We start from the raw sequence: 25,713 nt of genomic DNA, 5'->3' as shown, positions 1-25,713 counted from the left end.
CTCATCTTTTTTCCAGGCAGGGCTATCGCAATTTCGCAGGTATCTGATTGAAAGCGAAGAACTTTGCGCCTGGGCTCCCTCTTCAGAGGCTTATGCCCAATTTAAAAAAGATTTAAAGATTATTCACAGGAATTATCCGCTTCAAAGAGCGAGAAAAGTTCGTCGGCAAGACGCCTTGCCTCTTCATCGACAATTTTCACGACGACACCCTCCCCCGGCTGGCCGTAAAAAACCGCAGACCCGTCGGGAACTATTCTCACAAGCGGAATTACAGCAAGATCCTCTTCGCCGTTTACATGAACGAGCGCCGGCCTCGACTCAAGTGCAAGCATAAGAGTGTCGATAAGTTCTCCGGTGATCATCCCGGGAGGATTTTCGACCTCGAATCTTGACGAACGAAGACGGGGTGTCCTGCTGCACGGCTCCCTCATCGTAATTCCGTCGATAACTGCAATCTCCGGGACTACATCATTTCTCACGAGATTGTAGGTGACTACATCACCAACTGCAAAAACGGGTGCGCCGCCTGAATACTCAAGCGCAGCCCTGATATCAGGGAAGAGTCTCCCGAAAGGCTCTTTAAATCTGTCCCTGTGCCGTTCGGGAAGATACCAGTTCATTTCAACGGACTCAGCGTACTTTAAGGGCGTACCTGCCGGGCATATCGATATTCATCTTCTTTGCGATCTCCGAGTTCTTCGGGTCGACTATATACAGGTAACCTGCCCAGTCCTCGCTGAGATTCGTGCTGCCGCATGTCATGCACGATTCGCCTTCGACTACATGATGGCATACGCGGCATACCCTGAGATTTTTCTTATTACGAGGAGCCATCTGCCTTTTCCGCCTCCATCTCCTCTGTAAGCCACTGGCCCGTTCCGAGACCTGCCTGCCTCATTGTAAGGCCGATCTTGCTCTCCCTCGGGTCCCTCTCCGAAAGACTCAGCGAGACCACACGCCCGCGAACTATATCGCCGACAGAGATCTGCCTCCTTGTTTCCTGGCAGACCAGACGTCCGTTCTTCTCGTCATAGTTGATGAAATCGTCCGAGATCTGGCTTACGTGGAGCATCGCGTCGATCGGGCCGAGCGAAACGAAGGCACCGAAACTCGTCGTTTCGACGACCTCTCCCTCGATAACCTCCTGCATTGCAAGACGCAGGACGACGGCATCGAACTCGACATGGTAATATACCGCCCCGTCTCCGGGAATAATGTCGCCTTCGCCTATGTCGTGTATCTCTGTCACGGCAATGAAGATCCCGATATCTTTATCGATACTTCCCTCAAGCTGCTGCTGGAGTTCGTCGAGAACAACGGAACTCAAATCCTCACCAAGACGGTTGGGAGGCACGCGCACCTTGTCAATGAGCTTCATTTTATAATACATCTGTTTTTCACCCGTTTTTTAGGCTTTCTTCAGCCTCTTATTATCTCAAGTGTTTTCTGATTTCTAAGGGATATTACATCAATATTTTTATCAAGCAGTCTTTCCCTCAGTCGCCGATCGTTGGTCATCACCATACAGCCGGTCATGTCGGCGAAATCCACTATCATATCGTCCACCGGAACACCGCTTAAAGGGCTTTTTTCCACCAGACATCTCTTTGCAAGGGAAAGCCCGACCTTCGCCGCCGCCGCATCCCTGCCGCGGCCCTTCGAAAGCCCTTCAAGCTCCCTTACAACACCTTCGAGGGTCACCGGCTCAAAAGAGCCGACGAGCCCCTCGATCGCCGTAAATATGTCCACGCTGAACTGGACAGGCACCATCAGGCCGTTTGCATCAAGGAGGACCCTCACTCGACCAGGGTCCCCATTCCTATCAGGCGCCACCGGCCTCCGACCTGACGGCTGATTGCAATCCTCGAGCCGACTGCGACACAGACCGGCCTTTTGAGAACGACATCGACGATATCCTTCTTGACATTTACAACGACACCTACCGTTACTGCGGTTCCGACTGAGAGCATTAAAGGTTCCTTGTGCTTCAGGGGTTCGATTGTAAATTCATCGTCGGAACCGACGACTCTCTCCATAAGAGAGACCTTAAAGGCCATACGGCTCCATACCGGGGGCATCTTTCCGACAAGCCCGGCAACCTGGCCTGCAAGAGCGTCGCTCTTGGTAAGTGCGGGATCGAGTTTTGTGCCCACACCGAGGAGACCGCCCGGAGTTGCCTCTGTAACCCTGTTTTTGCCCGCATTGATCGATGTAACCTTTGTCATGATCGGGTCCCAGCGGACCTGGTTTTCGGCCTCGACCTTCATACCCGGGCGAATCTCTATATCGTCACCCTCTTTGAGGACACCTTGTGTGAGTGAACCACCGATAACGCCGCCTTTGACGTCACGCCAGCTGCATCCCGGTTTGTTGATGTCGAACGATCTTGCGATAAGCATTATGGGATCGTCGTCCGGGTCTCTCTTCGGGACCGGTATGCACTCGTCGAGCGTTTGGATCAGTGCACCGATATTGATACCTTTCTGTGCAGAAACAGGAACCACCGGGGCGTTCTCGGCGATAGTTCCCTTTACAAATTTCTTAATCTCCTTGTAGTGAGCAAGCGCCTGTTCCTGGGAAACCACATCAATCTTGTTCTGCACTATAACGATATTCTCGATTCCGACAAGCTCAAGCGCCATCAGGTGCTCCTTTGTCTGGGGCTGCGGGCACTTCTCGTTTGCGGCGATTACAAGCATCGCCCCGTCCATAAGTGCCGAACCCGAGAGCATGGTCGCCATAAGCGTCTCGTGGCCCGGTGCATCTACGAAAGAGACCGTCCTGAAAGGTTCGCACTCGCTGCCGCATTCGGGGCATATGCTCTCCGTGGTAAATGCATCAGCACCCTTGCACTTCGGACACCTGTAAAAGGTTGCGTCCGCGTATCCGAGCCTGATCGAGATTCCGCGTTTAATTTCCTCACTGTGCCTGTCTGTCCACTGGCCGGTAAGACCTGAGACCAAAGTGGTCTTTCCGTGGTCTACGTGGCCTACAAGACCGATATTTACTCCTGGTATTAATGGATCGCTCACTACTATCCTAACCTCCCTTATATATGTAAGACCCGGATACTTATACGTACTCTGTCACGGACACCAAGTTATTATAAATGTTTTCGGTATTTGGTATCCTAAAACGGCCTGATCCCCAGCATACTCCCCTGTTTTAAAAATTCAGTCAACAATGCAGCTTAAATTAATCAGGGAAAGCAATTCGAAGATAGCGAAGCCCCATATCGATGGCAACGTGCTCCCAGGCAAGATCAGGCGATTTAAACCTCCTCGACAGAGGTAGCGTCCTGCATCTCACCGTATAGCACCGGACAATATCGGCATAGTCGCTTCGCATGAAATTGTCATTTTCCTCCGGGGGGAAGAGACAATAGATGTATTTGCTCGTGACCGCGATCATACCCGCCATCCCCAGCATGCATGCCGTATGGACATCGCTGAGCGAAAATGAGGTTCCTGACGGGTGGTTATGCATGAATATCTTTCCAGACAGCCTGAAGAGATCCGCCTGCCAGATGAATATCCTGTTCCTCTCCCCCGACGTATTCCTTTCAATAATATTTCCCGAAGCATCGAAGACGACCGAATGCTCGACAGGCAGACATGATATCGATCTTGCAGTCTCCAGGAAGTCGTCCCTGACACCGATATTGCCAGGTATATTGATCTTCCTTATTTCAACACTCCCGGTCGTAAGTTTAGCACCCCTTGTTAAAATTATTTTTACTTACATAAACTTTAATTTAATTATCCAGATCAAAAAGCATGATAAAAATATCATGAGACAGGATTGTAACTGCATATCAAGTAAGAAACACTTTTAATAAAAGACACAAACAGTAATACATCCTAACATTGCAGAAAGGAAAAGGTGAAATGAAAATGACGCATGAATCCGATCTATCAAGGATAGGCATATCGCTTCCGAAGAACCTTCTCGACAAGTTTGATACAATCCTGGAATACAGGGGGTATTCATCAAGATCCGAAGGAATCAGGGACGCAATCAGGAGTTATATCACATACTACCAGTGGATGTCCGATGTTGAGGGTGAGAGACAGGGTGTAATAACGATGGTCTATGACCATGAACAGAGAGGACTCCTGCAGGTGCTGACCGAGATCCAGCACGAACACCTGGATATTATCCAGTCATCACTTCATGCACATGTTACACATGACAAGTGCCTTGAAATAATACTTGTCAGGGGAGATGCCGGAAAGATCAAAAAGATTGCAGAGAGCCTCATGGCCCAGAAGGGAGTGGATTCGGTAAAACTGACCACAATCCCTATAGAAGAATAATTTTTTTATCCCGCTCCGACACCGGTTACATCGTCGAAAGCATCCCGGATGTCTTCGCTGCTCAGCTTTTTTTCCGCTTTAAAGCGTTCTATTCCTTTTTCTTCTCCTCTCTCCCGCTTCTCCGTCACCGAATCTACGATAATGAGCTGATCCGCCCGGTAATACATACCTGTCGAATCGATAAGTACGAACTCTCTTCCGTCGATGATCTTCGAACCTGTTGCCTTGCCTGAAGTTCCGGTCCGCGGATATCTCACTAATGAACCGGGAGCTATAGTTGCATTTTCCATTAACAGTCTGTTAAGTGCATCTAAAATATAAAGTTAGTTTTCCAAACATCACATAGAGATGTTCACCCATATCGACCCCATCAGGATAAACAGGATAAAGAAGGAGTACTTCGACGGAACGCACAGAGTTACGGCCCCGGAAAAAACACTTGAAAAGATTAAACCGCTTATGCCCAAGATCGGTGTTGTCGAGGTTGAAGATATAACAGGACTCGACAGGCTCGGCATCCCCGTATACTCTGCATCGAGGCCGGGAGCCAAACCGGGCGCGACAAGGATGCATGCAGGCAAAGGGACGCGTCCCGTCCATGCCGAAGTTTCGGCCATGATGGAGGCGATCGAGAGGTACAGCGCAGAGTACAGGGGAGAGAGCATGATCCATGAAAGCTTCGATGGCATGGGGCCTGCAACTGCCGTCGACCCGGCCGACCTCATACTCCCCCGTCCGCTTGAGAGCGGTGAAAAGCTGCACTGGACTCCATCATGGGATATGATGAACGAAGAGGAGATTTACGTCCCCAGCAATGCGGTATTCCACCCGTATGATCCGGTAGGCATGGCACAGCAGCTGTTCAGGAGCGATACGAACGGCCTTGCGAGCGGAAACATTATCGAGGAGGCAATCCTCCATGCGATCTTCGAGGTCATTGAAAGGGATGCCCTGAGCGATGCGGAGAATGCAAGATCGATGGGCAAAAAGATTATTGTAGACAAGGAAGGCCCTGCAAAGGAGCTACTTGATATATTCGAAGACAACGGGGTTAAGATCCACCTGTGGCTGATCGATGCAAAGACCGGCGTCCCAACAGTTGCGGCAGGAGGGGACGACACCCTTACGAAAGACCCGTCTCTCCTTGTAATGGGATCGGGTACTCATCTAAACCCGGAGATCGCCGTCCTGAGGGCACTAACTGAGGTTGCACAGAGCAGGGGAAGCTCGCTTAAAGGAGGAAGGGAGGACCCGAAACGCCGGATGCTCATAGAAAAGGCAGGCTACGAGAGGCTCAAGAGAATAAACAGGATGTGGTTTACCGATGAGGCCGAGAGCATAAAACTCTCGGAGATTCCGGACAAGAGCACTGAATATATAGACGAAGATCTCAAAGTCACCCTTGAAGAGCTGCAAGGGCATGCAGAAAGAGTCTGCGTGTGCGATCTCTCAAAGACCCCCGTTCCTGTCGTAAGGGTCGTCATTCCAGGCCTTGAAGTCTCATATATGGACAAGACGAGAGTAAGAAGAAGACACTGATTAACCAATTTTTTTCCCTTTTTTAATTATATTGCCGGGATTATGAGAAAGAAAGTGGAATATTCCACTTACCTTTAACCCTGCCCGTCGATCATCAATTCTTAACTTTCTGTATTCCCGGCCGAGACTACCCGGAAAGGTTGCCGGCTTAAGAATATCGACCTTTATTGAAACACCCGGATCTAAAATTAGAAATTCGAAAAAAAAAAGATTTTAGTTGATTGTGAGACCGTTTATCACGGCATCTTCGGATACGCTGAAGGTCTCACCTGTCTCGACTATCGTGTAATCGCCAAGAGGCACCACGTCTCCGTTTGCGCTGGTGGTCGAATACGGAACTATAAACTGACCGTCGACACTCTCCTGCATATACGAAAACTGCCTGCCTGTGCCTGTCTCAAGATCGACTTTAATCGTTCCTTCACCGTATATTACAGCTCCCGGGACATATTCGAATACCTTGACATACTTAAGATCCTGGTTGTCTGCCCCAAAAATGTTTGTCGGGGATTCATGGATAAGGCGGTAGTGCTGAAGTGCAGGCACCTTTCCGTCAGGAATAAGCATATTCCAACTTAATATTGCCGCTTCCTTACCAGTACCTGTGTTTGCGGAATTGAACTCTTCAACCTTGGCTTCTGCTTCATCAACACCAAGCATTGTAGCTGCAGTCAGAATTGGATACGGGGAACCATATGAAGCTCCGTCAACGTACTCGATATATACCACCTGAGAAGGATCGACCATAGAGCCGTCAAAGTTATGCAGCCGTGAAATCATCGTATTATAATAATCCGGCGTATAGAACGTAACAACACTATATGAATTATCATCGTTTATATTGAGGAAATGCTCAAGATATGGTGCCGATTGAACCTCGGGATCATACCATGTTGTCATCGCCCAGAATTTTCCGTCACCTGAATCCATCTCTGCATCCGTAATAACGTACCGGGTGTTGAGATTGTCGAGTATCGCATTAGATTCTTCCTCGGACTGCTGGATGAAATATGCAGCAGCACCGTTGGAACCTGCTACACCCTCCTGGAACGGGTTGGCATTCGGCGGTCTTTCCGAGATGAAGGTTATCCAGTGGCCGTAATCCCACCACGACATGACACCATAGGATTCATACGGATTGGTGTAATCATTCCTGTTGTAGACTGTATAATAGTCAATTCCTGTATCAGGAGAGTTATCTCCAAACCACTCAAGAGCCTCTCTCCAGTCGTCTGTCATTCCGCCGTAAGACTTCATATATTCTGATGTATTGATATCGACAGGTATCATCACATAGGCTCCTGCAGCAATGAGAATCACCACAACAGCAAGCGGAACGAGCTTCCCTGAATTAATATGCTGTTTTTTGGGGAGTGTCTTGGACTGTTTCTTACCTTTGCCCTTCTGTTTGCTCTCTTCTTCCAGAGGAGATTCAGGCTCAGCTTTAAATTTAGAGAGAATTTTTTCAATCTCAGGCCATCCGTAGCTAAGAGTGCACGCTGTGAGAATTCCGGTCAGGACAGCAATATTTACACCGAGATAGTACTCATAGCGAAGCTGAATTGTCGTTGAATATATTATCAGAAGCGACCATACGAGTATGAAGATGAAAGTATCCTTCTTCTCTTTTATATACTGGAGTACCGAAGCACAAAGGCCCAGGATCATCAGGATTATTCCGACATCAAACGAATCCCATGCACTGCCAAGACTCCAGTTTTGGGCTTCTTCTATTGTAGTAGAAAGTGCTGAATAACCAAAGAATCCCAACAGACCGGAAATAAAGATATTATAGAACTCAGGCATTGCGATCATTATTAATGCAAATGCCACAATTCCAAACGCAATAACAGAGATAAGATAATAATGCCAGCTTTTCTCTTTTAAAATTCTTCTAATGGCATAAAGAATAATTGTTGCGCAGATCAGAGCAAGATAAGCATAAACATGTCCCATGGAATACCTTGCCATTGAGGTACCGGAACCATGTATTCCTACGAGGAATAATCCGGCGATTGCAACAATGAATGTGATCACATTAACGAGTACGATATACTCGGAGGATACATTCCTGTAACTGTTTATTATGAACATCAGTCCTGTGAATATTGCAACAAGCAGGGCGAAGAGCGCCATTGTCGGCATGACGTAAAGACCAAGAGTATAGGCGATTCCAGAACCGACTGCTATGAGAGCTGGGATCTTAAATGATTCCTTATCCCTGAAATCTACCGGATGTTTATTCACATAAACCAGATATCCAATATAGGCCAGGCAGAACAGAGTGCTGAATAAAACCTCTGCAATGTGATGATCAACAAATGCGAAGAGAGACCTATAGAAATATTGCCCTCCTATAATCGATACCATAAAAGCCGCAACAATTCCTGCTTTCCAGTTATAAACCCTCTCGGCAACGAAATAAGTGACAGGAACCATCGCAGCCGCCATAAGAGGCGGAAGGAAGGAGGATACGTACATTATCTCGGGTCTTGTAGATGCACCTGCAAGAATGCACATAACCGAGGCAATCATTGGAAACAGCGGCCCCCAGAAGTTGTCAGTACCGTAAGGGTAGTAGGTCATAGGGTCAAACCATGGATACTGGAGGGAATTGTTTACCATCAGTTCAATCTCGCGGAGATTGTACCAAGGGTCGTTTCCGAGGAGATCCACCCCCGCAGACGATACCAGCCCATCCGCAGGAATCATTCTCATCCAGAACGCGAAATAGGCAAAAATGATAATTAAAATTAATATTATCAGATTTCGTTTATTCAAAGAAGACTGGAAGTCCATATTATCTCCTGCCTAAGAATTATCTCAAGCAAAGGCTATTATATTATTGTCTGAAGGAAGGTAACATTTAGTATAACAAAGTTCAGAAGACATAATCTCCAATACAATAATTAGCAGAAGAATAAAAATATACATAACAATGTGCGGAATTGCAGGACTTTTCAATATTTCGGGAAAACCGATCGATGAAAACTGCCTGAGATCAATGTCGGAAGTTCTTACGCATAGGGGTCCTGACGATTCCGGCAATTTCATTGAAAACGAGATCGGCCTTGCCCACCGCCGTCTTTCCATTATCGACCTGTCAAAAGAAGGCAGGCAGCCAATGACAAACGAGGATGATTCCCTCTGGCTGATATTCAATGGAGAAATCTACAATTATCCTGATATAAAAGAAGAATTAACCGATCTGGGACACATCTTCAGATCAGAAACAGATAGCGAGGTCATCATTCACAGCTACGAGGAATGGGGCCCCGACTGCCTTTCAAAGTTCAATGGAATGTGGGCTTTTGCCATATGGGACAAAGAAAAAAAAGAACTCTTCTGTGCACGCGACAGATTCGGGATAAAGCCGTTTTATTATTCGATAAAGGACGACAACTTTGTATTCGCATCCGAAATAAAGGCTTTGCGTTGTCACCCGGGTGTAGGCACAGAACCAAACGAGAAACAGCTTATAAATTTCCTGAAATGGGGTCTATCGGATCATACAAACGAAACCATGTTTGAAGGGGTGTTCCAGCTTCCTGCAGGCCATTATATGCAGATTAAAAGGGGATTCCAGCCTGAAACCACCAGGTACTGGTTCCCGGAAAAGAGTAATGAAATAGTCTCTGATCACAAAACAGACGGAGAAGACTCTCAAAAACTACTCGACCTCCTGAAGGATTCGGTTAGGATCCATCTTCGAAGCGATGTCCCGACAGGCACATGTCTCAGCGGCGGTCTGGACTCGTCCACGATCACTGCCCTGATCAACAGGTCCCTTAAAGAAAATGATTCCGGGGAGCCAAAACAAAAAACATTTTCTGCAGTCTTTGAGGAAAAAAAATTTGACGAGAGCGAGTACGTCAAAATAGTCACTGATTTTCTAAAAGTTGACTCATATTACACCAGACCCAATCCCGATGATTTGTGGGATGATATCGGGCACCTCATCTATTCCAACGACGAACCGTTCATGCAGCTTACTCTTTACTCCCAGTACTGCGTTATGAGGGATCTCTCAAAGCAGGTGAAGGTTGTTCTTGACGGACAGGGCGCAGATGAGATATTCGCCGGCTATCTAGCATATTTATACTGCCATATCTCAAGCCTGATACACGGGAAGCATCTCTTAACAGCCTCTTCGGAAACCCTTGGTGTCCTGAGGCGTCACTCGGGTTTCCTTTTTTATGCGGTCAGGCAGTATTTTGTCCGCAAACAGAGGCGGGACCTCATAAAGGGATCTGAGGAGCCGCTGGTTCGTTACCAGGGAAACCTGAACGAGTCGCTGATGACCGATTTAACAAGTACGAACCTTCCTTACCTGCTGCACTGGGAAGACAGGGTATCGATGGCATTCTCAGTGGAAGCAAGAGTCCCGTTTCTTGACTACAGGGTCGTGAATTTTGCAAACAGCCTTCCTGCGGATAAAAAGATCAGAAAAGGGGTTACAAAATTCATCTTCCGTAAATCGATCAAAGGTCTTGTTCCAGAATCGATCAGGTGCAGGATGGACAAGAAAGGCTTCTCCACTCCTGAGGAGGTCTGGATGCAGGGAAGCCTTAAGGATCATATCCTCGAAGTTCTCGGATCGGATTCTTTTTCATCGAGAAAATACTGGGACTCCAAAAAGGTTGCCGACGATTACAACGATTTTATTGCAGGGAAAAAGCAGTATTCATCCGAGATCTGGAGGATTGTATGCACCGAACTCTGGCTCAGGATCTTCTTCCCTGAAAAAACGGTTTAAACGGATGTACTCTCCCAGGTTCTCATGTCCTTTTTGAGATTAAGCAGACCCAGGAACAGGTATATCTGGTTTATGATGAATGAAGAGATGAAAGAAGACTTTTTTGCATAAACAAACAGCAGCAGCAAGACCAGAAGAAGTGCACCGGCTATTGCGTTAAACATAAACAACGATATGAAAAACAGGACGAGGCCAAGCAGGAACAGAAACGGCGACGTAACATACATCATTATCCTCACCGGGTAAAATCTCCGGGAAAAGATCCTCTTCTCTCTCAGGAGGTCGAGATTTGACAATGTAGCCTCTATGAGCCTCTTTGCTCTCCGAACCTTCTGTTTATACTGCTTGTGGATATTGGGAGGGATTTTTTCGTAGATTACCGCGTCCATGACATATACAGCACGATAACCCTTTCTTATCGCTTCAAATGCCGTATTCGCATCATCGGCTCCTTTGTTCTCCTTTATAGAACCGATAATATCCTTTTTAAACGCAACAAGAGACCCGTTGAAGTTATACGTGGAATCGTTCGCACTCTCCCAGTCGCACATCCGGCCGTAGAAACTCCTGTACACACTCTCCATTCCCCCGGTTCTCTCTTTTGCAGATTCAGCAAATGGTTTCGTTTCGGCACATACCGCTGCAATCCGGTCATCTGATAAAAGCCGCGAGATAAGGACCCTGAGTGCATCCTTCTCAAAAAATTTGTTGGCATCGGTTGTAACCACGATATTGTTTTCGGCTATTCCAAGAGCAAAGTTATATGATCTGTTCGTTCCTTTCCTGGAGTCGTTTGAAAATATCCTGTAATCAATCCCTAAATTCGCCAGCTTGGATTCGGCAAGCTTTTTCGTATTGTCGGAAGAGTTGTCGTCAATGAATATAAGCTCGAATTTTTCCCTGGGGTAGCCCCCTTCGATAAGATTCTCAAGCCTTTCCGCGATGATCTTTTCCTCGTTATAGGCAGATATGATCACACTTACAGGCGGATATTGATCTTCATTTAAGACTTTTACAGGAGATGTTTTTTTCCCGAATTTTATTCCGATAAGATAGTATAGATAAGGAAATCCTGAGATTAACAATAATATTATTGCTATTATAAAAATAAACATAATCCTTACCTAATTTTTCTTATGATAATATTTCAATTTTTAGCCCTGTTTCTAACCAGCGGTTTTGAAAGGTGCCTCCGTGCAACCGGCGGAACCTCGTACCATCCGGGCGAAAGCTCCCTTTCAATCCGTATGATCTCCGGTTCGCCGGACTTCTCACCGCATCTCCTGCACTTGTAGCCTTTGCCGGTACCGGCGCTCGTCATTCTCTTTCCACAGGAGCAGACGGGAGGTTTCGCAACCGTCTTCTCCGCAAGGGATATTATCTCGATCTTTTCGAGGTTGATGCTTCCGCTCTTAAAACTCCCGCAGACAGTGGCAACGTCTCCGGGAATGAGTTTGCGGACGACATCCCTGAAACCCTTTGTAGGCTCGTAGGCCATACAGCGGACAGATATTCCCGGTTCATCGGATAATAAGAACGATACATGCCCTCCTTCACCGGTTGAAGGAAAGGAGGACACTGTTCCCCTGATCCTGTATGATCGATCTTCCTTTATGTCCGCGATCCGTGCGTCCAGCAGGTGTGCATCCGTTCCCTGGTTTGTCCTGTAAAGCGCGGTGATGAACGGCTCTTCGGATTTAATATATGACACCGCCTTCTTCACCCATTCCGGGGACTCACCTCTGATTCCGTAGAGAACAGGATCGGGCGTATGAGGGACGCAGACGACGACATCTTTCCCGAAGTCGACCGAATCCCAGGTATGCGGATACGTCTTCTCCTCGGCAAGGAAGATGCTCCCGCGATCGACGATTCTCTCTCCTTTCTCTTCGTGGTGCCTGTATGCAAGCAGTTCGTATGTAGAGTCATCGAAAGAAGCTGAGAGTGCCGCAGCTGCACCTATGAGACCCCTCCCGTTCTTCCATCCCCGGTATACGGCACCATTCTCATATAGGAATTCGACGGCCTCTTCTATCGTGAGAAAATTCGTTACCGCTTTTTTGTAGAACCATGACGGGAGAGGCGATTCGGCCATAGCGACACCGGGATTTGTTCTTTCGCAGGAGAGATCCGCAAGTTCGTCCACGAGGCTGCAGGCAAGCTCGAAGCCCTTCTCGCCTGCGTCGGTTTCGATGCATACCGCCGCATTGCCCCTCGTCTTGTAGCGTGCATTGGGGTTGAGCCTTGCAAGGGTCATGGAATCTACCGAATAGCCTTCTTCACGAAGTTTCCCTGCAAAGACCGCACCGAGATATGTAGTGCACATTCCAGCCGGAGAGTCGGTATCGTCTATTCCAATAAGCATCGAAAACCTGCCGGATTCACCCGGCCATGTCACCATCCAAAGTTCTTTTTCTATAAATGGAAAAGGTACAAATTTAATATAGATCACTTAAACATAAGAAGATTAATTCTAAACTGAAGGTATCATGTCCCAGGAAAGACTCGTGCAGACGGTAATCAGCGTGCTGATAATGGCGGGCTACAACGTATCGGAGAGGTGCGGAATAAGGCCCAGGAGCTTCGACATTATCGCGCGAAAGGATGCAAAGCTGCTTGTCATAAAGGTCGTTCCCCACATAGACAGCGTGGGCGAGGAGAGTGCACACGATCTTGCGCTCATCGCCCATCACCTTGATGCGACGCCGATTATCGTAGGGGAGCGGGCCAGGGACTCTGAGCTCGAGAGAGGTGCGGTGTACATCCGGCACGGGATCGTCGCTACGAACTCGAAGACTCTCTATGATTTCCTTGTCGACGAAGTGCCTCCGCTCGTATTCGCACAGCCCGGCGGGCTTTACGTCAATATCAACGGCGGAAAATTAAGGGATCTGCGCGAAAGCCGGAATCTTTCGCTCGGGGACCTTGCCTCCTCGCTCGGCGTATCGAGAAGAACCATATCCAAGTACGAGAGCGGGATGAGCACGACACTCGATATCGCGATCCGCCTCGAAGAGCTTTTCGACGCAGCTATCGTCGAAGCCATAGACATACTGAAAAAATCCTCCGATCTGGCGAAAAAGTCGGAGCAAAAGGAGCACGAAGACAATTTCCCACCGGATTTCAGGAGAATCGGGATTGAGACGCACACCATGTGCAGGGCTCCCTTCGACGCGCTCGCGGTCTACGAGAAGAAGACCATACTCACCGGGTACGGCACCGCCCAGAAGACGATCAGGCACGCCGGGCTAATCGGCAATATATCCGAGATAACCGAATCGCGGGCGGTATGTGTCCTGACGGACTACAAGAAGAAAAAACGCATCGGGAAAACACTTATTATCGGCGAAGACATGCTCTCAGATCTCACTCAGGGGTCCGAGTTCATCGAGCTGATCGAAGATCAATAATTTTTATATAGAACTACTAACCACATTTTTAAGACATAACATAGGAGTTACTAATATGGCAGCAAATCTTGGAGGACAGCCTATCTTTATCCTTAAGGAAGGCAGCCAGCGTACACGCGGCCGCGACGCCCAGAGCGGGAACATCGCAGCTGCTAAAGCTGTTGCAAGTGCAGTAAGAACAACACTCGGACCAAAGGGCATGGACAAAATGCTCGTCGACACCATCGGTGACGTGGTAATCACAAACGACGGTGTGACCATCCTCAAAGAGATGGACATCGAGCACCCGGCCGCAAAGATGATGGTCGAGGTCGCAAAGACCCAGGACGACGAGGTCGGAGACGGAACTACAACTGCGGTCGTTGTCGCAGGCGAACTGCTCAAGAGAGCAGAGGAGCTTCTCGACCAGGACGTTCACCCCACGGTCATCGCACACGGGTACAGGCTCGCAGCAGACAAGGCACAGGAACTCATCAAGGAACTCGCGATCGATGTCAAGCCAACCGACAAGAAGATGCTTACAAAGATTGCAGACACAGCAATGACAGGCAAGGGAGCAGAGGCCGCAAAGGACAAGCTCACCGAGCTCGTCGTCAAGGCAATCACGATGATCGCCGATGAGGACGGAACCGTCGACACCGACTTCGTAAAGGTCGAGAAGAAGGTCGGCGGCACAATCGAGGACTCGGAGATTATCGAGGGAGTCGTAATCGACAAGGAGCGTGTCCACCCCGGCATGCCGAAGAAGGTCGAGAAAGCAAAGATCCTTCTGCTTAACGCACCGGTAGAGTTCAAGAAGACGGAAGTCGACGCAGAGATCTCGATCACATCACCCGACCAGCTTCAGATGTTCCTCGACGAGGAAGAGAAGATGATCAGGACGATCGTCGAGAAGATCATCAAATCAGGCGCAAACGTTCTCGTCTGCCAGAAGGGAATCGACGACATCGCACAGCACTACCTTGCAAAGGCAGGTGTCCTTGCAGTGCGCCGTGTCAAGAAGTCGGACCTTACAAAGCTCTCACGCGCAACAGGCGCAACGGTAATCTCATCGATCGATGCAATCGATGCAGCAGAACTCGGCAAGGCAGGACTTGTCGAGGAGAAGAAGGTCGGCGGCGAAGAGATGATCTTCGTTACAAAGTGCGACAACCCGAAGGCATGCACGCTTATCGTCCGCGGCGGAACGGAACACGTTGTAGACGAGCTGGACCGTGCGCTCGAGGATGCACTCCGTGTAGTCGGCGTTGCAGTAGAGGACAAGAAGTTCGTTGCAGGCGGCGGATCACCCGAGGTAGAACTCTCACTCAGGCTCCGTGAATTCGCGGCATCACAGGAAGGCCGTTCACAGCTTGCAATCGAGGCATTCGCAAACGCGCTCGAGATCATCCCGAGGACACTCGCAGAGAACGCAGGTCTCGACCCGATCGACATGCTCGTCGAACTCCGCTCAGAGCACGAGAACGGTAAGAAGACAGCCGGTCTCAATGTATTCGAGGCAAAGGCAGTCGATATGCTCAAGGCAGGCGTAGTCGAACCCATGCGTGTAAAGACCCAGGCAATTGCATCGGCCGCAGAAGCAGCAGTCATGATCCTCAGGATCGATGATGTCATCGCTGCATCCAAGATGGGCGGCGGCGGACCAAGCCCCGAGGACATGGAAGGCATGGGCGGTATGGGTGGAATGGGCGGCATGCCCCCCATGATGTAAAAAGCGCGATAAAATTCAACTAAATATTCATCTTTTTTCTCCAAACATTTACCGCAACCAAAAAATTAACCTCCAAATAGCCCCGATCGACTTTTTTTGCCTTCCTGAGAATCAAATAAAAAACGCAATTATTATACTGACCCGGAAAGAAGAATTGTAATACATATTGGTCGGGCACTAATGAGTATCAAAAACAAATTTTCTGAAAAGTTGTCTTTTTTACAGCTTCTATTGATAATATGCATATTGATAGTCATCCCTATATCACTGGGCCTGGCATATGACAGCTATAAATCCGTATCCGAAGAATACAACTCCAATTTTGATCTCCTTAAAAACAACACCGAACAGAGTATAATCGAGACACTGATGGTGGTCGACAAGGGCCTGACGGTCTATGACGAAGGGCTCGACGATCAGATGAAGAAAGGTTTCGAACCCTTCCTCAGTGCCTATGACGAATCGGAAGGAGATCTTTCGCAGGTAGATCTCGAAGCGATAAGAGAAGGGCTCGGTGAAGACTACAACCTGTATGTCATAGATGAAAACCATACAATAACTTATACCACAATGGCTACGGATCTCGGCCTCAATTTCTCATACCTTGAAGACTTTTCAGGATTTCTGGATAATATCCGCGAGGGTTATTCCTATGTCGGGGACAGGGTGGTTAAGGGAATACGCGAGGAGAAAACCATAAGAAAATATGCCTACTATCCCACTCCGGACCATAGATACGTACTTGAGCTTTCCTATGATATCGATGAGGACAGCCCCAGGAAACTCCTGCAATACAGCAGGACAATCGAAGAGCTTAAAGGGATGAACCCCTATCTCACATCCGTAAAACTATACGATATATTCGGATACACAATCGGGGAGCCCGACGAACCGGATAAAGAACTTAGAAAATTCATAATAAACGATGTTATCGGAGAAAAAAAGAGCGTTACTCTCGAAGAATCTGCAAACGGGACATTTACGGATTACAGGCTGGTTAATCTCTACGAAGACGGGATCGGGTCCGATACCAGCCTAGCAATCGCATTCACGTATGATGAAAGCCTGCTTGAAGACAACATAACGTCGGCCTGGTATTCAAACCTCCTGAATATAGCAGGACTGAGTATCCTGCTTATCCTGATACTGAGCATATTCTGCATCGCCATATCGAGGCCGTTAAAATATCTTGTCGATGACGTTGACAAAATCGCATCGGGCGACCTCGACCACCAGATTCGCACAGGCAGGGGAGGGAAGGAGTTTGCTGACCTTGAGGCAAGCATCTCCAACATGGTGGAGCGTCTTAAGAAGACCATAAGCAAAGTCAGGGAGTCCGAAGAGCTCATAAAGAGGCAGAATGACGAGCTCGAGACTATTGTCGCCTCAAGGACGAAAGAGGCGCTTGAAAAGAGCAATGAGGCAAACTTCTACCTCGACATCATTACACACGACATAAACAACTCCAATATGGCAGCACTCGGTTATGCCGAGATAATGCTGGATCTCTCAAATGAAGAGGACAGGAGCATAGTGAAGATGATGATCAGCGCAATTCACCAGAATACCGATATAATCAGGAATATTTCGCTGATGAGGGCAATGAAGAACGGTGAAAAGGATGCCAGCCTTTCGCCGGTGAATCTCGATAATATAATCAGGCACGCCATCTCCCTCTTCCCGCTAAAAGTGGCCTACGAAGGCACCGGCCTGAAGGTTATGGCCGACAAACTGCTCGAGGAGGTGTTTACAAACATCCTCGGAAACAGCATAAGGCATGCAGGATCCGATTGCGAAGTTCGGATCTCTGTCACGGAGTCGGACGATGACGTAAGGATCTGCATTGCAGACAACGGGCCGGGAATTCCAGACGACAGGAAGGAGGAGTGCTTCAACAGGTATACGAAGAACCTTTCGGGAAGAACGGCAAACGGCAGCGGAGTCGGGCTTTTCATTGTAAAGACACTTGTAACCGAAAGATACGGGGGAAGTGTCAGGGCACTCGACGCAGTCGAAGGGCATCCCGAAGAAGGGCTTATGATCTGTGTAACCCTCAGGAAAGCATAAGCAAAATCTGAAACGAACAATAAGAATATATATTAAAATTGCCCTTTCTGATTATATTCGACGGGGAATGAATGGCAAGGAGAGATTTTTCATTTTATTACCGCCTGCTGATCTTCATTATAATTATTACAGTCCCTCTCATATCCGGATTATTTTACCTGAGCGTAATCGATGTCTCCAACGATTATAAGGAAAAATACGTATTTTTACAGGAAAATACTGAAGAAAACATAATTAATGCCGTTAAAACAGTCGACCAGGGCTTAAAAATATACGATATGGGCCTTGATGAAGAGATGAAGAGATCATTTGCAATATTTCTCGAGGCCTACAACGAATCCGGCGGCAACCCGGAAGATATGGATCTCGAATCCCTGAAGGAAGAACTCGGCGAAAGATACGATCTCTACATAATTGACGGGAACAATGTCATTGCATATACGACAAACGAGATCGATCAGGGGCTTGATTTCTCACATTACGGCAGTTTCACCGAATTCCTGGATCAAACCAGAAACGGGGATTCGTTTGTCGGCGACAGGATCTCAAAAGGGGTCAGGGACATTGAAAACATCCGGAAATATGCATATTACCCGACGCCTGACCACAAATACATCCTCGAACTGTCTTACGCAATAACAAAGGAGGATGCAAGGTTCCTGCTCAGGTACGGAAATACTGTAGATCAACTGAGGCCTTTAAACCCTTATCTTGAATCGATCGACCTCTACGAGGTCCTCGGAAACCTGATCGGGGACAGCAGTGAGACCGACCCGGAGATGAAAGCCCTGGTAAAGGAAGAGGTGATCCGGAAGAAATCCGATTATGTCATCAGGGATGACGAGGCAGGTACAGTCACCGTAATCAGGTATGTCGACCTTTCCAGGCCGGAGAGCGGTGCGGATATGAGCCTTGCAATAGCGTTCATCTACGATGAAGAAATGCTCAATGACGAGATCAACTCCGTCGTATTGTTTCAGCTCGGGATCTATGCGATCTTTGTTGCGCTCTTCTTCACACTTCTGATCGTCCTTACGAAGACGTTTACAAAACCGATACGGGATATTGTCGAAGACGTCGATGCCATCGCAGGAGGCGATTACGACCACGAGATCCGTTCTTCCGGCGTCAGGGAGTTCTCGCAGCTTGAAGAGAGCATCTCCAACATGGTCGAAAAGATTGTAGGAGCACTCGATGAAAAGACCGTCCTGCTCCATGAACTGCACCACAGGGTCAAGAACAATCTCCAGATCATATCCGGCATCATCCAGCTCCAGCTCGGAAGTGTCAGTGATACGGCTGCAAAAGAGGCCCTTTTAATGTGCGAAAACAGGATCAGGGCAATAGCCTCAGTGCACGAATCGCTCTATAGGGCGGACGACATCTCGTCGGTCGACTCAAAAGAGCACTTTACGTCCCTCGCCTTCAATATCATCCAGTCCCTCTGCGATTACGAAGGCTGCAGGGTAAACCTTGAGCTGGATATCGAAAACCACAGGCTCCCGATAGATCTCGTTATACCGTTAAGCCTTGTCATCAATGAGATACTCTCCAACTCAGTCAAATACGCCTTTGCCGGGAGGGAGAGCGGAACAATAGGTATCAGGTTCAGGCTGAAGGGCGGCAGGATTCTTCTGGATGTATGGGACGACGGGATCGGCCTTCCGGAGGATTATGAAAAACAGAGGAAGGGGTCGCTCGGGCTGACTATTGTAAAGAGGCTTATCAGGGACCAGTTGAAAGGAACGATGACCTTGAACACGGAAAGGGGAACGTGGTATTCCTTTGATATTCCGGGGGAATAAGTTTATAGTTGAGATCTAATATTATCTTTTATGAATTATTTCCCAATGCCAGATATTTTTGGAACCAACTTTTTTTATCATTTTTCTTTTTTGTAATTTTTTTAACATTTTCCTAATTTCATCTGGTTTTATTTTTAATTTTTCAGACAAGCCCCTAGTTTTAATATCAGGAGATTCACAGATTTCATCAATAATTTTACTTTCAAACATTTCATATGCCAAGTCTCGCGCAATGTCCGAACCAGCTGAAATTTTCAGTTTCTTATCAAAATAACTCTCTTCAAATTGAATATTATAATCAAATTTCTCAACAGGCATATTATAGACAAATCCTTCTTCTGCCCTTCCCCAATCACCATAAAGAGCAAATTCAGACTTTCCAACATTAAATTTATCATCAAATCCCGGAAAATTAGAGGCTTCATCAGAATATGCAAAAATTACAATTGCTTCTGGTTTTTTCTCGTTAAATATTGTTGCATTACAATGTTTTAGATTATAAATTACAGCTTCTTTGCTTAAATCAGGAGGCAAATTAATTCTCAATTGAATTCTAGGAATCTTAGAGAATGAGATATCTTCAATTTTATAAATGGAATATGATTCCCTAAAATCTCCTTTAGGGTATTCTATATCTTTAAGGGGAGTTTCTCTTTCCCGATTATCAACCATTAATTGATATGCTTTATCTAAAGAGCCTTTTGAATTCTTAAGAGTACTCACCGCTTTTTGGTATTCTGTCTCCCTGTAGAACCCATTATCCATCTCAAATTTAAGTAATTTTTTTATTGCAATTTCAGCGATTTCAATATAATTTTCTGAAAATGGAATATATATTATATTTGAAGATAAACCGAGAATATTTACTTCATCAATTTTAACTGGAATAAACCTATTTTCCTCATTTCTTTTAAGAATCTCATCCAATTCAAATCTGGTCCAATCCTTTTTTTTATAACTTTCTGAAAGGAGAAGAATAACTTGTTTAGAATTTTTAAATATTTTTTCAAAAAATGTTTCTCCATCTTTGCCTATTAGATTATAACGTTCGTCTGGTGCAAAAAAGATGGTGAAATCATTATTTTTTTCTGTTATAGCTTTCTTAATTCCTTCAGCTATATCAAGGTCTTCCCCTGCATAAGAAATCGCAAAATCGCATTCAAAATTCTTGATTTCAGTCATAAATCACCGTTTTTGAATTTTATTCCTCAACCAAATAAAAGGATGAACGTGAATATATCGGTTGTTTATGTTAATTACCAATAAAAATATTGAATTTATAAAGAAGAGCATCCAAATTCCGAATAAAGGTGATATAATAAAGATTAGATAATTGAAAATATCTGAATTATATACTAAACAAAAGGATAATGCCACCACCATACCAATAATAAAGAGAATACAGCCCAATATCCAAAATAAACTTGATTTGATAGTATTATATTTTACTTCCATCCATTCAGAAATCATTCCTGTCCCAAAAATCATAAATAAAAATACTACCACGAGTGAAGACACTAAAAATGAGTCTGGGGCTTTTTGAAAGATTACAGAAAATATTGAAAAAATAGGAGCCATTAAAAGAAAAGTAAATAAAATAACTTCTAATGAAAAAATTATTTCTGAAAAAGATCTCTTTTTACTATCACTTATCTCTTTAAAATAATCAAGTGCTTTAACTGCAATATGAAACCAAATAATTAGAATTAAAAAGAAAATAAAAAATAGAGCCTGATTTAACTGTTTTTCACCAATATTGATTTTGTCAAAAAATACAAACAGTGCTGTGCTTAATCCAATTAATATTGAAAAAAGAAATACGTAATCTCTGATATCTGAAATGAAATTATCAAAATTTGATTTTTTATTTTGTGCTCTTTGTGAATCTTCCACAGGGAAACGCCCCTATCTGATTAATCTGGCGTGTGATTATAAATTCATTACTCCTTTTAGAAGATTAAAAATTTTAGGTAACCACTAAAAACGATACTCCTCGAGAATATTCCTTAGGTTCTTCGCCATATCAGAGAGTTCGGCGGTTCCCATCCCGATCTCTTCAATTGATGCGGAAACGTCCTCGCTGAGGGAGGCGACCTGGATGATCCTCTCCATGTTCTCCCTGTTCATTCCGGTAGTCTGCTCCATCGAGCCCATGACCGATGCGGTAGCGTTCGACTGCATCTCCGATGCCTTCGCGATCTCGATTACACCTACAGAGGCCTCGTTCGCGAGGTTTACTATGCCGTTCAAGGACTCAATCGTCTTCTCGACACTCGCAATCGCCCCCGAGATCTCATTGTAGGAGGTCTCCATCGATCTTGTCGTAACGTCGCTTTCGCTCTTTATCTCATCGATAAGACGGGAAATCCTTGCTGCTGCAGTCTTGGATTCGCCCGCCAGGTTCTTGACCTCCTGTGCGACAACCGCAAATCCCCTGCCGTGCTCGCCGGCACGTGCGGCCTCAATCGCCGCATTCAGCGCGAGCATGTTCGTCTGGCTTGAAATATCGGATATCAGCTTGACTATGTCGTTAATCTCGAGCATTCTGGTGTTCAGCCGCCCGATGTTCTCGACACATTCCTGCGAAAGCCTCTCGACCGCATTCATCCTCGCATCGGCCTCGCTGCCCAGATTTTTCGCCTGATCCCCGGTGGCGATTACCCTCTGCGCCACATCCCTAACCTCCGCAGCATTGGAAGCGATCTCCTCCACCGAGGCCGAAAGATCCTCGATCTCGCGCCCCACCCTTTCAACGGCTTCAAGCTGTTTTTCGGAATTTTCTGCAGACTCACGGTTTTTAATCGCGACCTTTTCGGTTGCTCCGGCAACATCGTTCACGTTCTCCGAAGTTCCGCGGACATACTCCTCAAGAACGCGGACCGACTCCCGGATTTCAGACAGTGATTCGCCGATCTCGGTTCCGGTCTCGTTCAGTGCGGCCTTGAGGCCGGCAAAATCTCCGCCGACGATGATCTGCTCGCTGAAACGCCTGGAGAAGTCTCTTTTTGCAAAGGCGTTTGCGATCCTGACCGTCTCGCGAACAGGGAATACGACGGCATCGAGAGTCTCGTTGAAGCCGCCTATCACAGTGGCAAACCCGCCCCTGAACTTCGACGCATCAGCCCTGTAGGAGAGATTTCCGTTTATGCCGGCCTCAGAAAGCCGGGCAGATTCGTCGACCATGGAATCTATCGCCTCTTTGGCGAGTTTCAGCTGATCGTTTATATTCAGGAAATTTTTCCTGAGTTCTTCAGTCTGATCGCCGGCAGGCGGGATCTCCAGGTCGAAGCCGGTATTCCCTTCCGCAAGCAGAGATAGATTGGATACAGTCTTTGAGATAAACTTCGACATGTACTTGTTGCGGGAGATAATCTTCGATTTGTCAATATAGACGCCAAAGATATACTCTATATCCCCTTTACCGTCCTTCACAGGGGTGAACCTGACATCGGCATATTTAAGCCCTGAAGGAAGTTCCATATCTTCAAAAGAGCGGACCCCGCTTCTCTTTTCAAGGCAGGCGGAAAATCCTTCTCCTCCATGGTTTACGGTCCTGAATTCGGATACATGCATTCCCCTGAGGCGGTCATTGCCATAGCCGGAGAAATCAATGAAGGCCCTGTTAAAATCGACTATTCTGCCGCCCGTATCAAAAATAACCATCGGAAGAGGATTTTCATACAGCAGCTGGAGCGTATATTCCTGATTATTGAAAGATTCACTGACCATTATACCCATATCCCGTAACTACGCCGGGGGATGCCGGTAAACTGCAATTCGCCCCCCGGAAAGATCGTACAAAAAAGAAATTCCCAGAATCCGGTAAATAGATGATGTAAATAGAATATAGACTCTATTTAAATTATATATTAAAAAAGGTCAGAGATCCAGTTCCAGTCCCAGGACTCCTTTTTTCCTCTCGAATACCTCTTTTGCAATCTTCCAGAGGCCGATCGATGCACACCACTCGTCGTAGACAAAGACCTTCTCCTGCAGGAGTGCCTCGACCTCAGCAGCAATTGCCGGGGCCATCGAGCCTGCGAGTGCGACTTTTGCGTTCCTGTTTAAAAGTTTCATCGAGGCGCATTCCATCGCCGTAAACATCGCAAGGGCACTCTTTCTCACGTCTGCAGGAAGCGATTCCCCTACACCGGCATGGAGGAACGCCTCGTTTGCCGACCATTCGCCGGTGTCGATCTTTCTTATCGCATCAACGTCGAGCGCACCATGTTTCGTTCCCGGGGAAAAGATGCAGGCATCGAATGCTCCGACTATCTTTCCGCCCGAAACAAGCATCGTTACGGTATTCGAGCTCACGTCCGCGACAACGAAATCCCCGCCGTGATCGAGGAAGACCTGGTACGCGATGCCGATCTTTTCAGGGCTGGTCTGGTGCGAATACGCCTTGAACCTGGGGTCGGTGGGCGATCCCCTGTGTATTCCGGGAATTACAACCGCAGGAACGCCTGATCCGGCGACCTCGTCGTATACCCTCGTTCCGCCGCCGATGTGTTCGCCTGCTCCTTCCCTGGAGACAACACCCCTGTTCTCGACCTTTCCGATGGAAGTTATAGCCGATATTCCGTCGCCCATCGAATAGCAGACTGATATTCCGTCAATCTCATCGACAGGGCAGAGCCTTTCCAGGTCGCTGAATTTGAATTCCCTTGCATCCTCGCGGGATATTTTGAAATGCCCGGTTTCACAGGCAAACCGGATCGCCGTCGTCCCGTGATCTATTCCTATATACATAACCAAAGATGCCTCTTGTCATGAGATATTTGGCATCCATAGCAAAAAACGGTTTATATTCCCCTTCCCCAAGGGAGACATTATTTATCAAAATTCTCAGATGCTATTAAACAATCTATGATTTATATCTGAGAATTTTCTCTGATTTCTTTAATAATCCAATCATAAACATCACAAAACTGTTTAAATCTATTATAATCTATAAGACAATTTAACTCAGAAGACAGATATGTGTCCAGTCGGTCATTTTTAAAATTCATTCCCTTGATACTTTTCAGACGATCAAAAAGTTCCTGCCGTTTCTCAACATTATCAAAAGGAGGATAATTCATAATATGTTCGAACCAGACATAATTTAATCCCCTGTTTATCATAAAAAACTTATATCTCATGCCAGAATCCGATTCATAACCTAAATGTACCGAACCCTCTGTTGAACCTCTGCCATAACTAAGATAATATCCATTATCCTCGCACCATGATATCAAATGGTCAACTACTTCTGCAATCTCTTCACCCCTTAAGTCACGAACCTGTTCAAGAAGCAGTTCCTTATTCCATTGTATCAACCCCCCAGTTCTGGAGGCCTTGATTTCCACCGCCTTCATAGTCTGACCAACAACACGAGATACAAGTGTCTTTAGATTCTGCCCGGTGTATTGTTTCACCTCTATAGCAAGCACTTCTGCCGGATTCATCTGTTCATTTAAGAATTCAACTATTTTCTGAAGTTCCGGGGGAATGATATCAGCCACGAACAGCATCCTTATCTTTCCCTGCTTCAAATTCGCATTGACAAGGTCCCAGAAATCATCCTGCCTCATGCTTGTTCCTAATATGTTCAATAAACGTTCGTCCGGGTCGATATTCTTTTTCAGGCAGTCTTCATGATAAGATTCAATGATATCCTCTATCTCCCAATATTGAACAGAGTTCGCCGCATAATCAAGCATCTGGGCAACAACTTCCCGTCTTGTTCTTGTATCAGTGCTACGCTTTACCTCAACCAGCGTAGGGACTGCCTCCTGATCAAGGAAGAGATGATCTACTGCCCATCTTTCACTCCCTTTCTCTTTATCCGGGATGCCCATTTCACGTTTTATGAGTATCCATTTTCTGGGTGAATCCGGATTAATCTGGGAACCTGCAAGAAGTTTTGGATAATCCTCAAGAAGTGACTGAAGAAGGTCTTCTGAATCATATAACTCCTCCTTCATCTCTAAAAGTGTGTTATCATCCTGAAGAAGAAATATTTCACGCATAATTGGGATTTAATTTTAATAATGAAAAGAATTACCACATCAAGTTTGATTATTCCCTACTGTAAAGCAGGACTATTTTATTTTTTTAAATGCAG

General features: G+C 46.5%; 23 protein-coding genes. 8 read left to right on the top strand and 15 right to left on the bottom strand.

Features of this window, described 5'->3' with window-relative positions; genetic code table 11:
* Positions 1-119: 119 nt before the first annotated feature.
* From METPAY_RS05455 to METPAY_RS05430, 6 genes are all read right to left on the bottom strand, one after another.
* Positions 120-620, bottom strand: a complete 501-nt coding sequence (locus METPAY_RS05455) for a GTP-dependent dephospho-CoA kinase family protein (RefSeq protein WP_048149863.1) — start codon at positions 618-620, stop codon at positions 120-122.
* Between the two features lie 10 nt (positions 621-630).
* Positions 631-834: a transcription elongation factor subunit Spt4 gene (spt4, locus tag METPAY_RS05450; RefSeq protein WP_013328052.1), complete on the bottom strand. Its 204-nt coding sequence runs from the start codon at positions 832-834 to the stop codon at positions 631-633.
* Positions 821-1,390 carry a DNA-directed RNA polymerase gene (locus tag METPAY_RS05445; protein ID WP_013328051.1) on the bottom strand — a complete coding sequence of 190 codons (570 nt, stop codon included), beginning with the start codon at positions 1,388-1,390 and terminating at the stop codon, positions 821-823. Before METPAY_RS05445 ends, spt4 begins: the two co-directional genes overlap by 14 nt.
* Before the next feature lie 29 nt (positions 1,391-1,419).
* A complete protein-coding gene (locus tag METPAY_RS05440; protein ID WP_048149861.1) occupies positions 1,420-1,800 on the bottom strand; it encodes a type II toxin-antitoxin system VapC family toxin in 381 nt (126 codons plus the stop codon).
* The gene (locus tag METPAY_RS05435; RefSeq protein ID WP_048149859.1) at positions 1,797-3,032 is read right to left on the bottom strand and encodes a translation initiation factor IF-2 subunit gamma; all 1,236 of its coding nucleotides are present in this window, start codon (positions 3,030-3,032) and stop codon (positions 1,797-1,799) included. The genes METPAY_RS05440 and METPAY_RS05435 overlap by 4 nt, the downstream gene beginning before the upstream one ends.
* 163 nt (positions 3,033-3,195) lie before the next feature.
* Positions 3,196-3,486 (bottom strand): hypothetical protein, encoded by a 291-nt coding sequence (locus METPAY_RS05430; protein ID WP_048149856.1) that lies wholly within the window; start codon positions 3,484-3,486, stop codon positions 3,196-3,198.
* Here METPAY_RS05430 and METPAY_RS05425 point away from each other — a divergent pair.
* Positions 3,485-3,835: a hypothetical protein gene (locus METPAY_RS05425; RefSeq protein WP_048149847.1), complete on the top strand. Its 351-nt coding sequence runs from the start codon at positions 3,485-3,487 to the stop codon at positions 3,833-3,835. The genes METPAY_RS05430 and METPAY_RS05425 overlap by 2 nt on opposite strands.
* A 58-nt stretch (positions 3,836-3,893) precedes the next feature.
* Complete coding sequence (nikR, locus tag METPAY_RS05420) at positions 3,894-4,316, top strand: nickel-responsive transcriptional regulator NikR (RefSeq protein ID WP_048130908.1); 423 nt, start codon at positions 3,894-3,896, stop codon at positions 4,314-4,316.
* Positions 4,317-4,321: 5 nt separating this feature from the next.
* Here nikR and METPAY_RS05415 read toward each other — a convergent pair whose 3' ends face one another.
* On the bottom strand, positions 4,322-4,606 hold the full coding sequence (locus METPAY_RS05415; protein WP_048149844.1) for a DUF2098 domain-containing protein: 285 nt from the start codon (positions 4,604-4,606) through the stop codon (positions 4,322-4,324).
* A gap of 58 nt (positions 4,607-4,664) precedes the next feature.
* On the opposite strand from METPAY_RS05415, the gene METPAY_RS05410 reads away from it, so the two are divergent.
* The gene (locus tag METPAY_RS05410) at positions 4,665-5,855 is read left to right on the top strand and encodes a YcaO-related McrA-glycine thioamidation protein (protein WP_048149842.1); all 1,191 of its coding nucleotides are present in this window, start codon (positions 4,665-4,667) and stop codon (positions 5,853-5,855) included.
* A gap of 213 nt (positions 5,856-6,068) precedes the next feature.
* Here METPAY_RS05410 and METPAY_RS05405 read toward each other — a convergent pair whose 3' ends face one another.
* A complete protein-coding gene (locus METPAY_RS05405) occupies positions 6,069-8,654 on the bottom strand; it encodes an oligosaccharyl transferase, archaeosortase A system-associated (protein ID WP_048149839.1) in 2,586 nt (861 codons plus the stop codon).
* A 139-nt stretch (positions 8,655-8,793) separates the two neighbouring features.
* On the opposite strand from METPAY_RS05405, the gene asnB reads away from it, so the two are divergent.
* Positions 8,794-10,611 carry an asparagine synthase (glutamine-hydrolyzing) gene (gene asnB, locus METPAY_RS05400; protein ID WP_048149835.1) on the top strand — a complete coding sequence of 606 codons (1,818 nt, stop codon included), beginning with the start codon at positions 8,794-8,796 and terminating at the stop codon, positions 10,609-10,611.
* On the opposite strand, the gene METPAY_RS05395 is transcribed toward asnB, so the two are convergent.
* Both METPAY_RS05395 and METPAY_RS05390 read right to left on the bottom strand, forming a co-directional pair.
* The gene (locus tag METPAY_RS05395; protein ID WP_048149833.1) at positions 10,608-11,726 is read right to left on the bottom strand and encodes a glycosyltransferase; all 1,119 of its coding nucleotides are present in this window, start codon (positions 11,724-11,726) and stop codon (positions 10,608-10,610) included. The genes asnB and METPAY_RS05395 overlap by 4 nt on opposite strands.
* A gap of 32 nt (positions 11,727-11,758) precedes the next feature.
* Complete coding sequence (locus METPAY_RS05390; RefSeq protein ID WP_048150054.1) at positions 11,759-12,976, bottom strand: tRNA(Ile)(2)-agmatinylcytidine synthase; 1,218 nt, start codon at positions 12,974-12,976, stop codon at positions 11,759-11,761.
* A gap of 124 nt (positions 12,977-13,100) precedes the next feature.
* On the opposite strand from METPAY_RS05390, the gene METPAY_RS05385 reads away from it, so the two are divergent.
* The 4 genes from METPAY_RS05385 to METPAY_RS14145 all read left to right on the top strand — a co-directional run bounded on the left by METPAY_RS05385 (position 13,101) and on the right by METPAY_RS14145 (position 19,604).
* Positions 13,101-14,021 (top strand): transcriptional regulator, encoded by a 921-nt coding sequence (locus METPAY_RS05385; RefSeq protein ID WP_013328040.1) that lies wholly within the window; start codon positions 13,101-13,103, stop codon positions 14,019-14,021.
* A gap of 55 nt (positions 14,022-14,076) precedes the next feature.
* Entirely contained in the window at positions 14,077-15,732 is a 1,656-nt protein-coding gene (gene thsA, locus METPAY_RS05380) for a thermosome subunit alpha (protein WP_048149831.1), read from the top strand.
* 180 nt (positions 15,733-15,912) lie between these two features.
* The gene (locus METPAY_RS14150) at positions 15,913-17,799 is read left to right on the top strand and encodes a HAMP domain-containing sensor histidine kinase (protein WP_052418687.1); all 1,887 of its coding nucleotides are present in this window, start codon (positions 15,913-15,915) and stop codon (positions 17,797-17,799) included.
* Positions 17,800-17,870: 71 nt separating this feature from the next.
* Positions 17,871-19,604, top strand: coding sequence for a sensor histidine kinase (locus METPAY_RS14145; protein ID WP_052418686.1), 1,734 nt, complete (start codon positions 17,871-17,873; stop codon positions 19,602-19,604).
* Between the two features lie 21 nt (positions 19,605-19,625).
* Here METPAY_RS14145 and METPAY_RS05365 read toward each other — a convergent pair whose 3' ends face one another.
* From METPAY_RS05365 to METPAY_RS05345, 5 genes are all read right to left on the bottom strand, one after another.
* Positions 19,626-20,786, bottom strand: coding sequence for a TIR domain-containing protein (locus METPAY_RS05365; RefSeq protein WP_048149828.1), 1,161 nt, complete (start codon positions 20,784-20,786; stop codon positions 19,626-19,628).
* A gap of 3 nt (positions 20,787-20,789) precedes the next feature.
* Positions 20,790-21,497, bottom strand: a complete 708-nt coding sequence (locus METPAY_RS05360; protein ID WP_048149822.1) for a hypothetical protein — start codon at positions 21,495-21,497, stop codon at positions 20,790-20,792.
* Between the two features lie 84 nt (positions 21,498-21,581).
* On the bottom strand, positions 21,582-23,333 hold the full coding sequence (locus METPAY_RS05355; RefSeq protein WP_048150048.1) for a methyl-accepting chemotaxis protein: 1,752 nt from the start codon (positions 23,331-23,333) through the stop codon (positions 21,582-21,584).
* Between the two features lie 150 nt (positions 23,334-23,483).
* A complete protein-coding gene (locus tag METPAY_RS05350; RefSeq protein WP_048149820.1) occupies positions 23,484-24,356 on the bottom strand; it encodes a methanogenesis marker 12 protein in 873 nt (290 codons plus the stop codon).
* Between the two features lie 122 nt (positions 24,357-24,478).
* Positions 24,479-25,573 carry a hypothetical protein gene (locus tag METPAY_RS05345; RefSeq protein WP_052418685.1) on the bottom strand — a complete coding sequence of 365 codons (1,095 nt, stop codon included), beginning with the start codon at positions 25,571-25,573 and terminating at the stop codon, positions 24,479-24,481.
* Between the last annotated feature and the right edge of the window lie 140 nt (positions 25,574-25,713).

Origin of the sequence: Methanolacinia paynteri, assembly GCF_000784355.1 — an archaeon.
GTDB lineage: Archaea > Halobacteriota > Methanomicrobia > Methanomicrobiales > Methanomicrobiaceae > Methanolacinia > Methanolacinia paynteri.
Note: the sequence above shows the minus strand (reverse complement) of the source record. Positions and strands in the feature narration are given on the sequence as shown.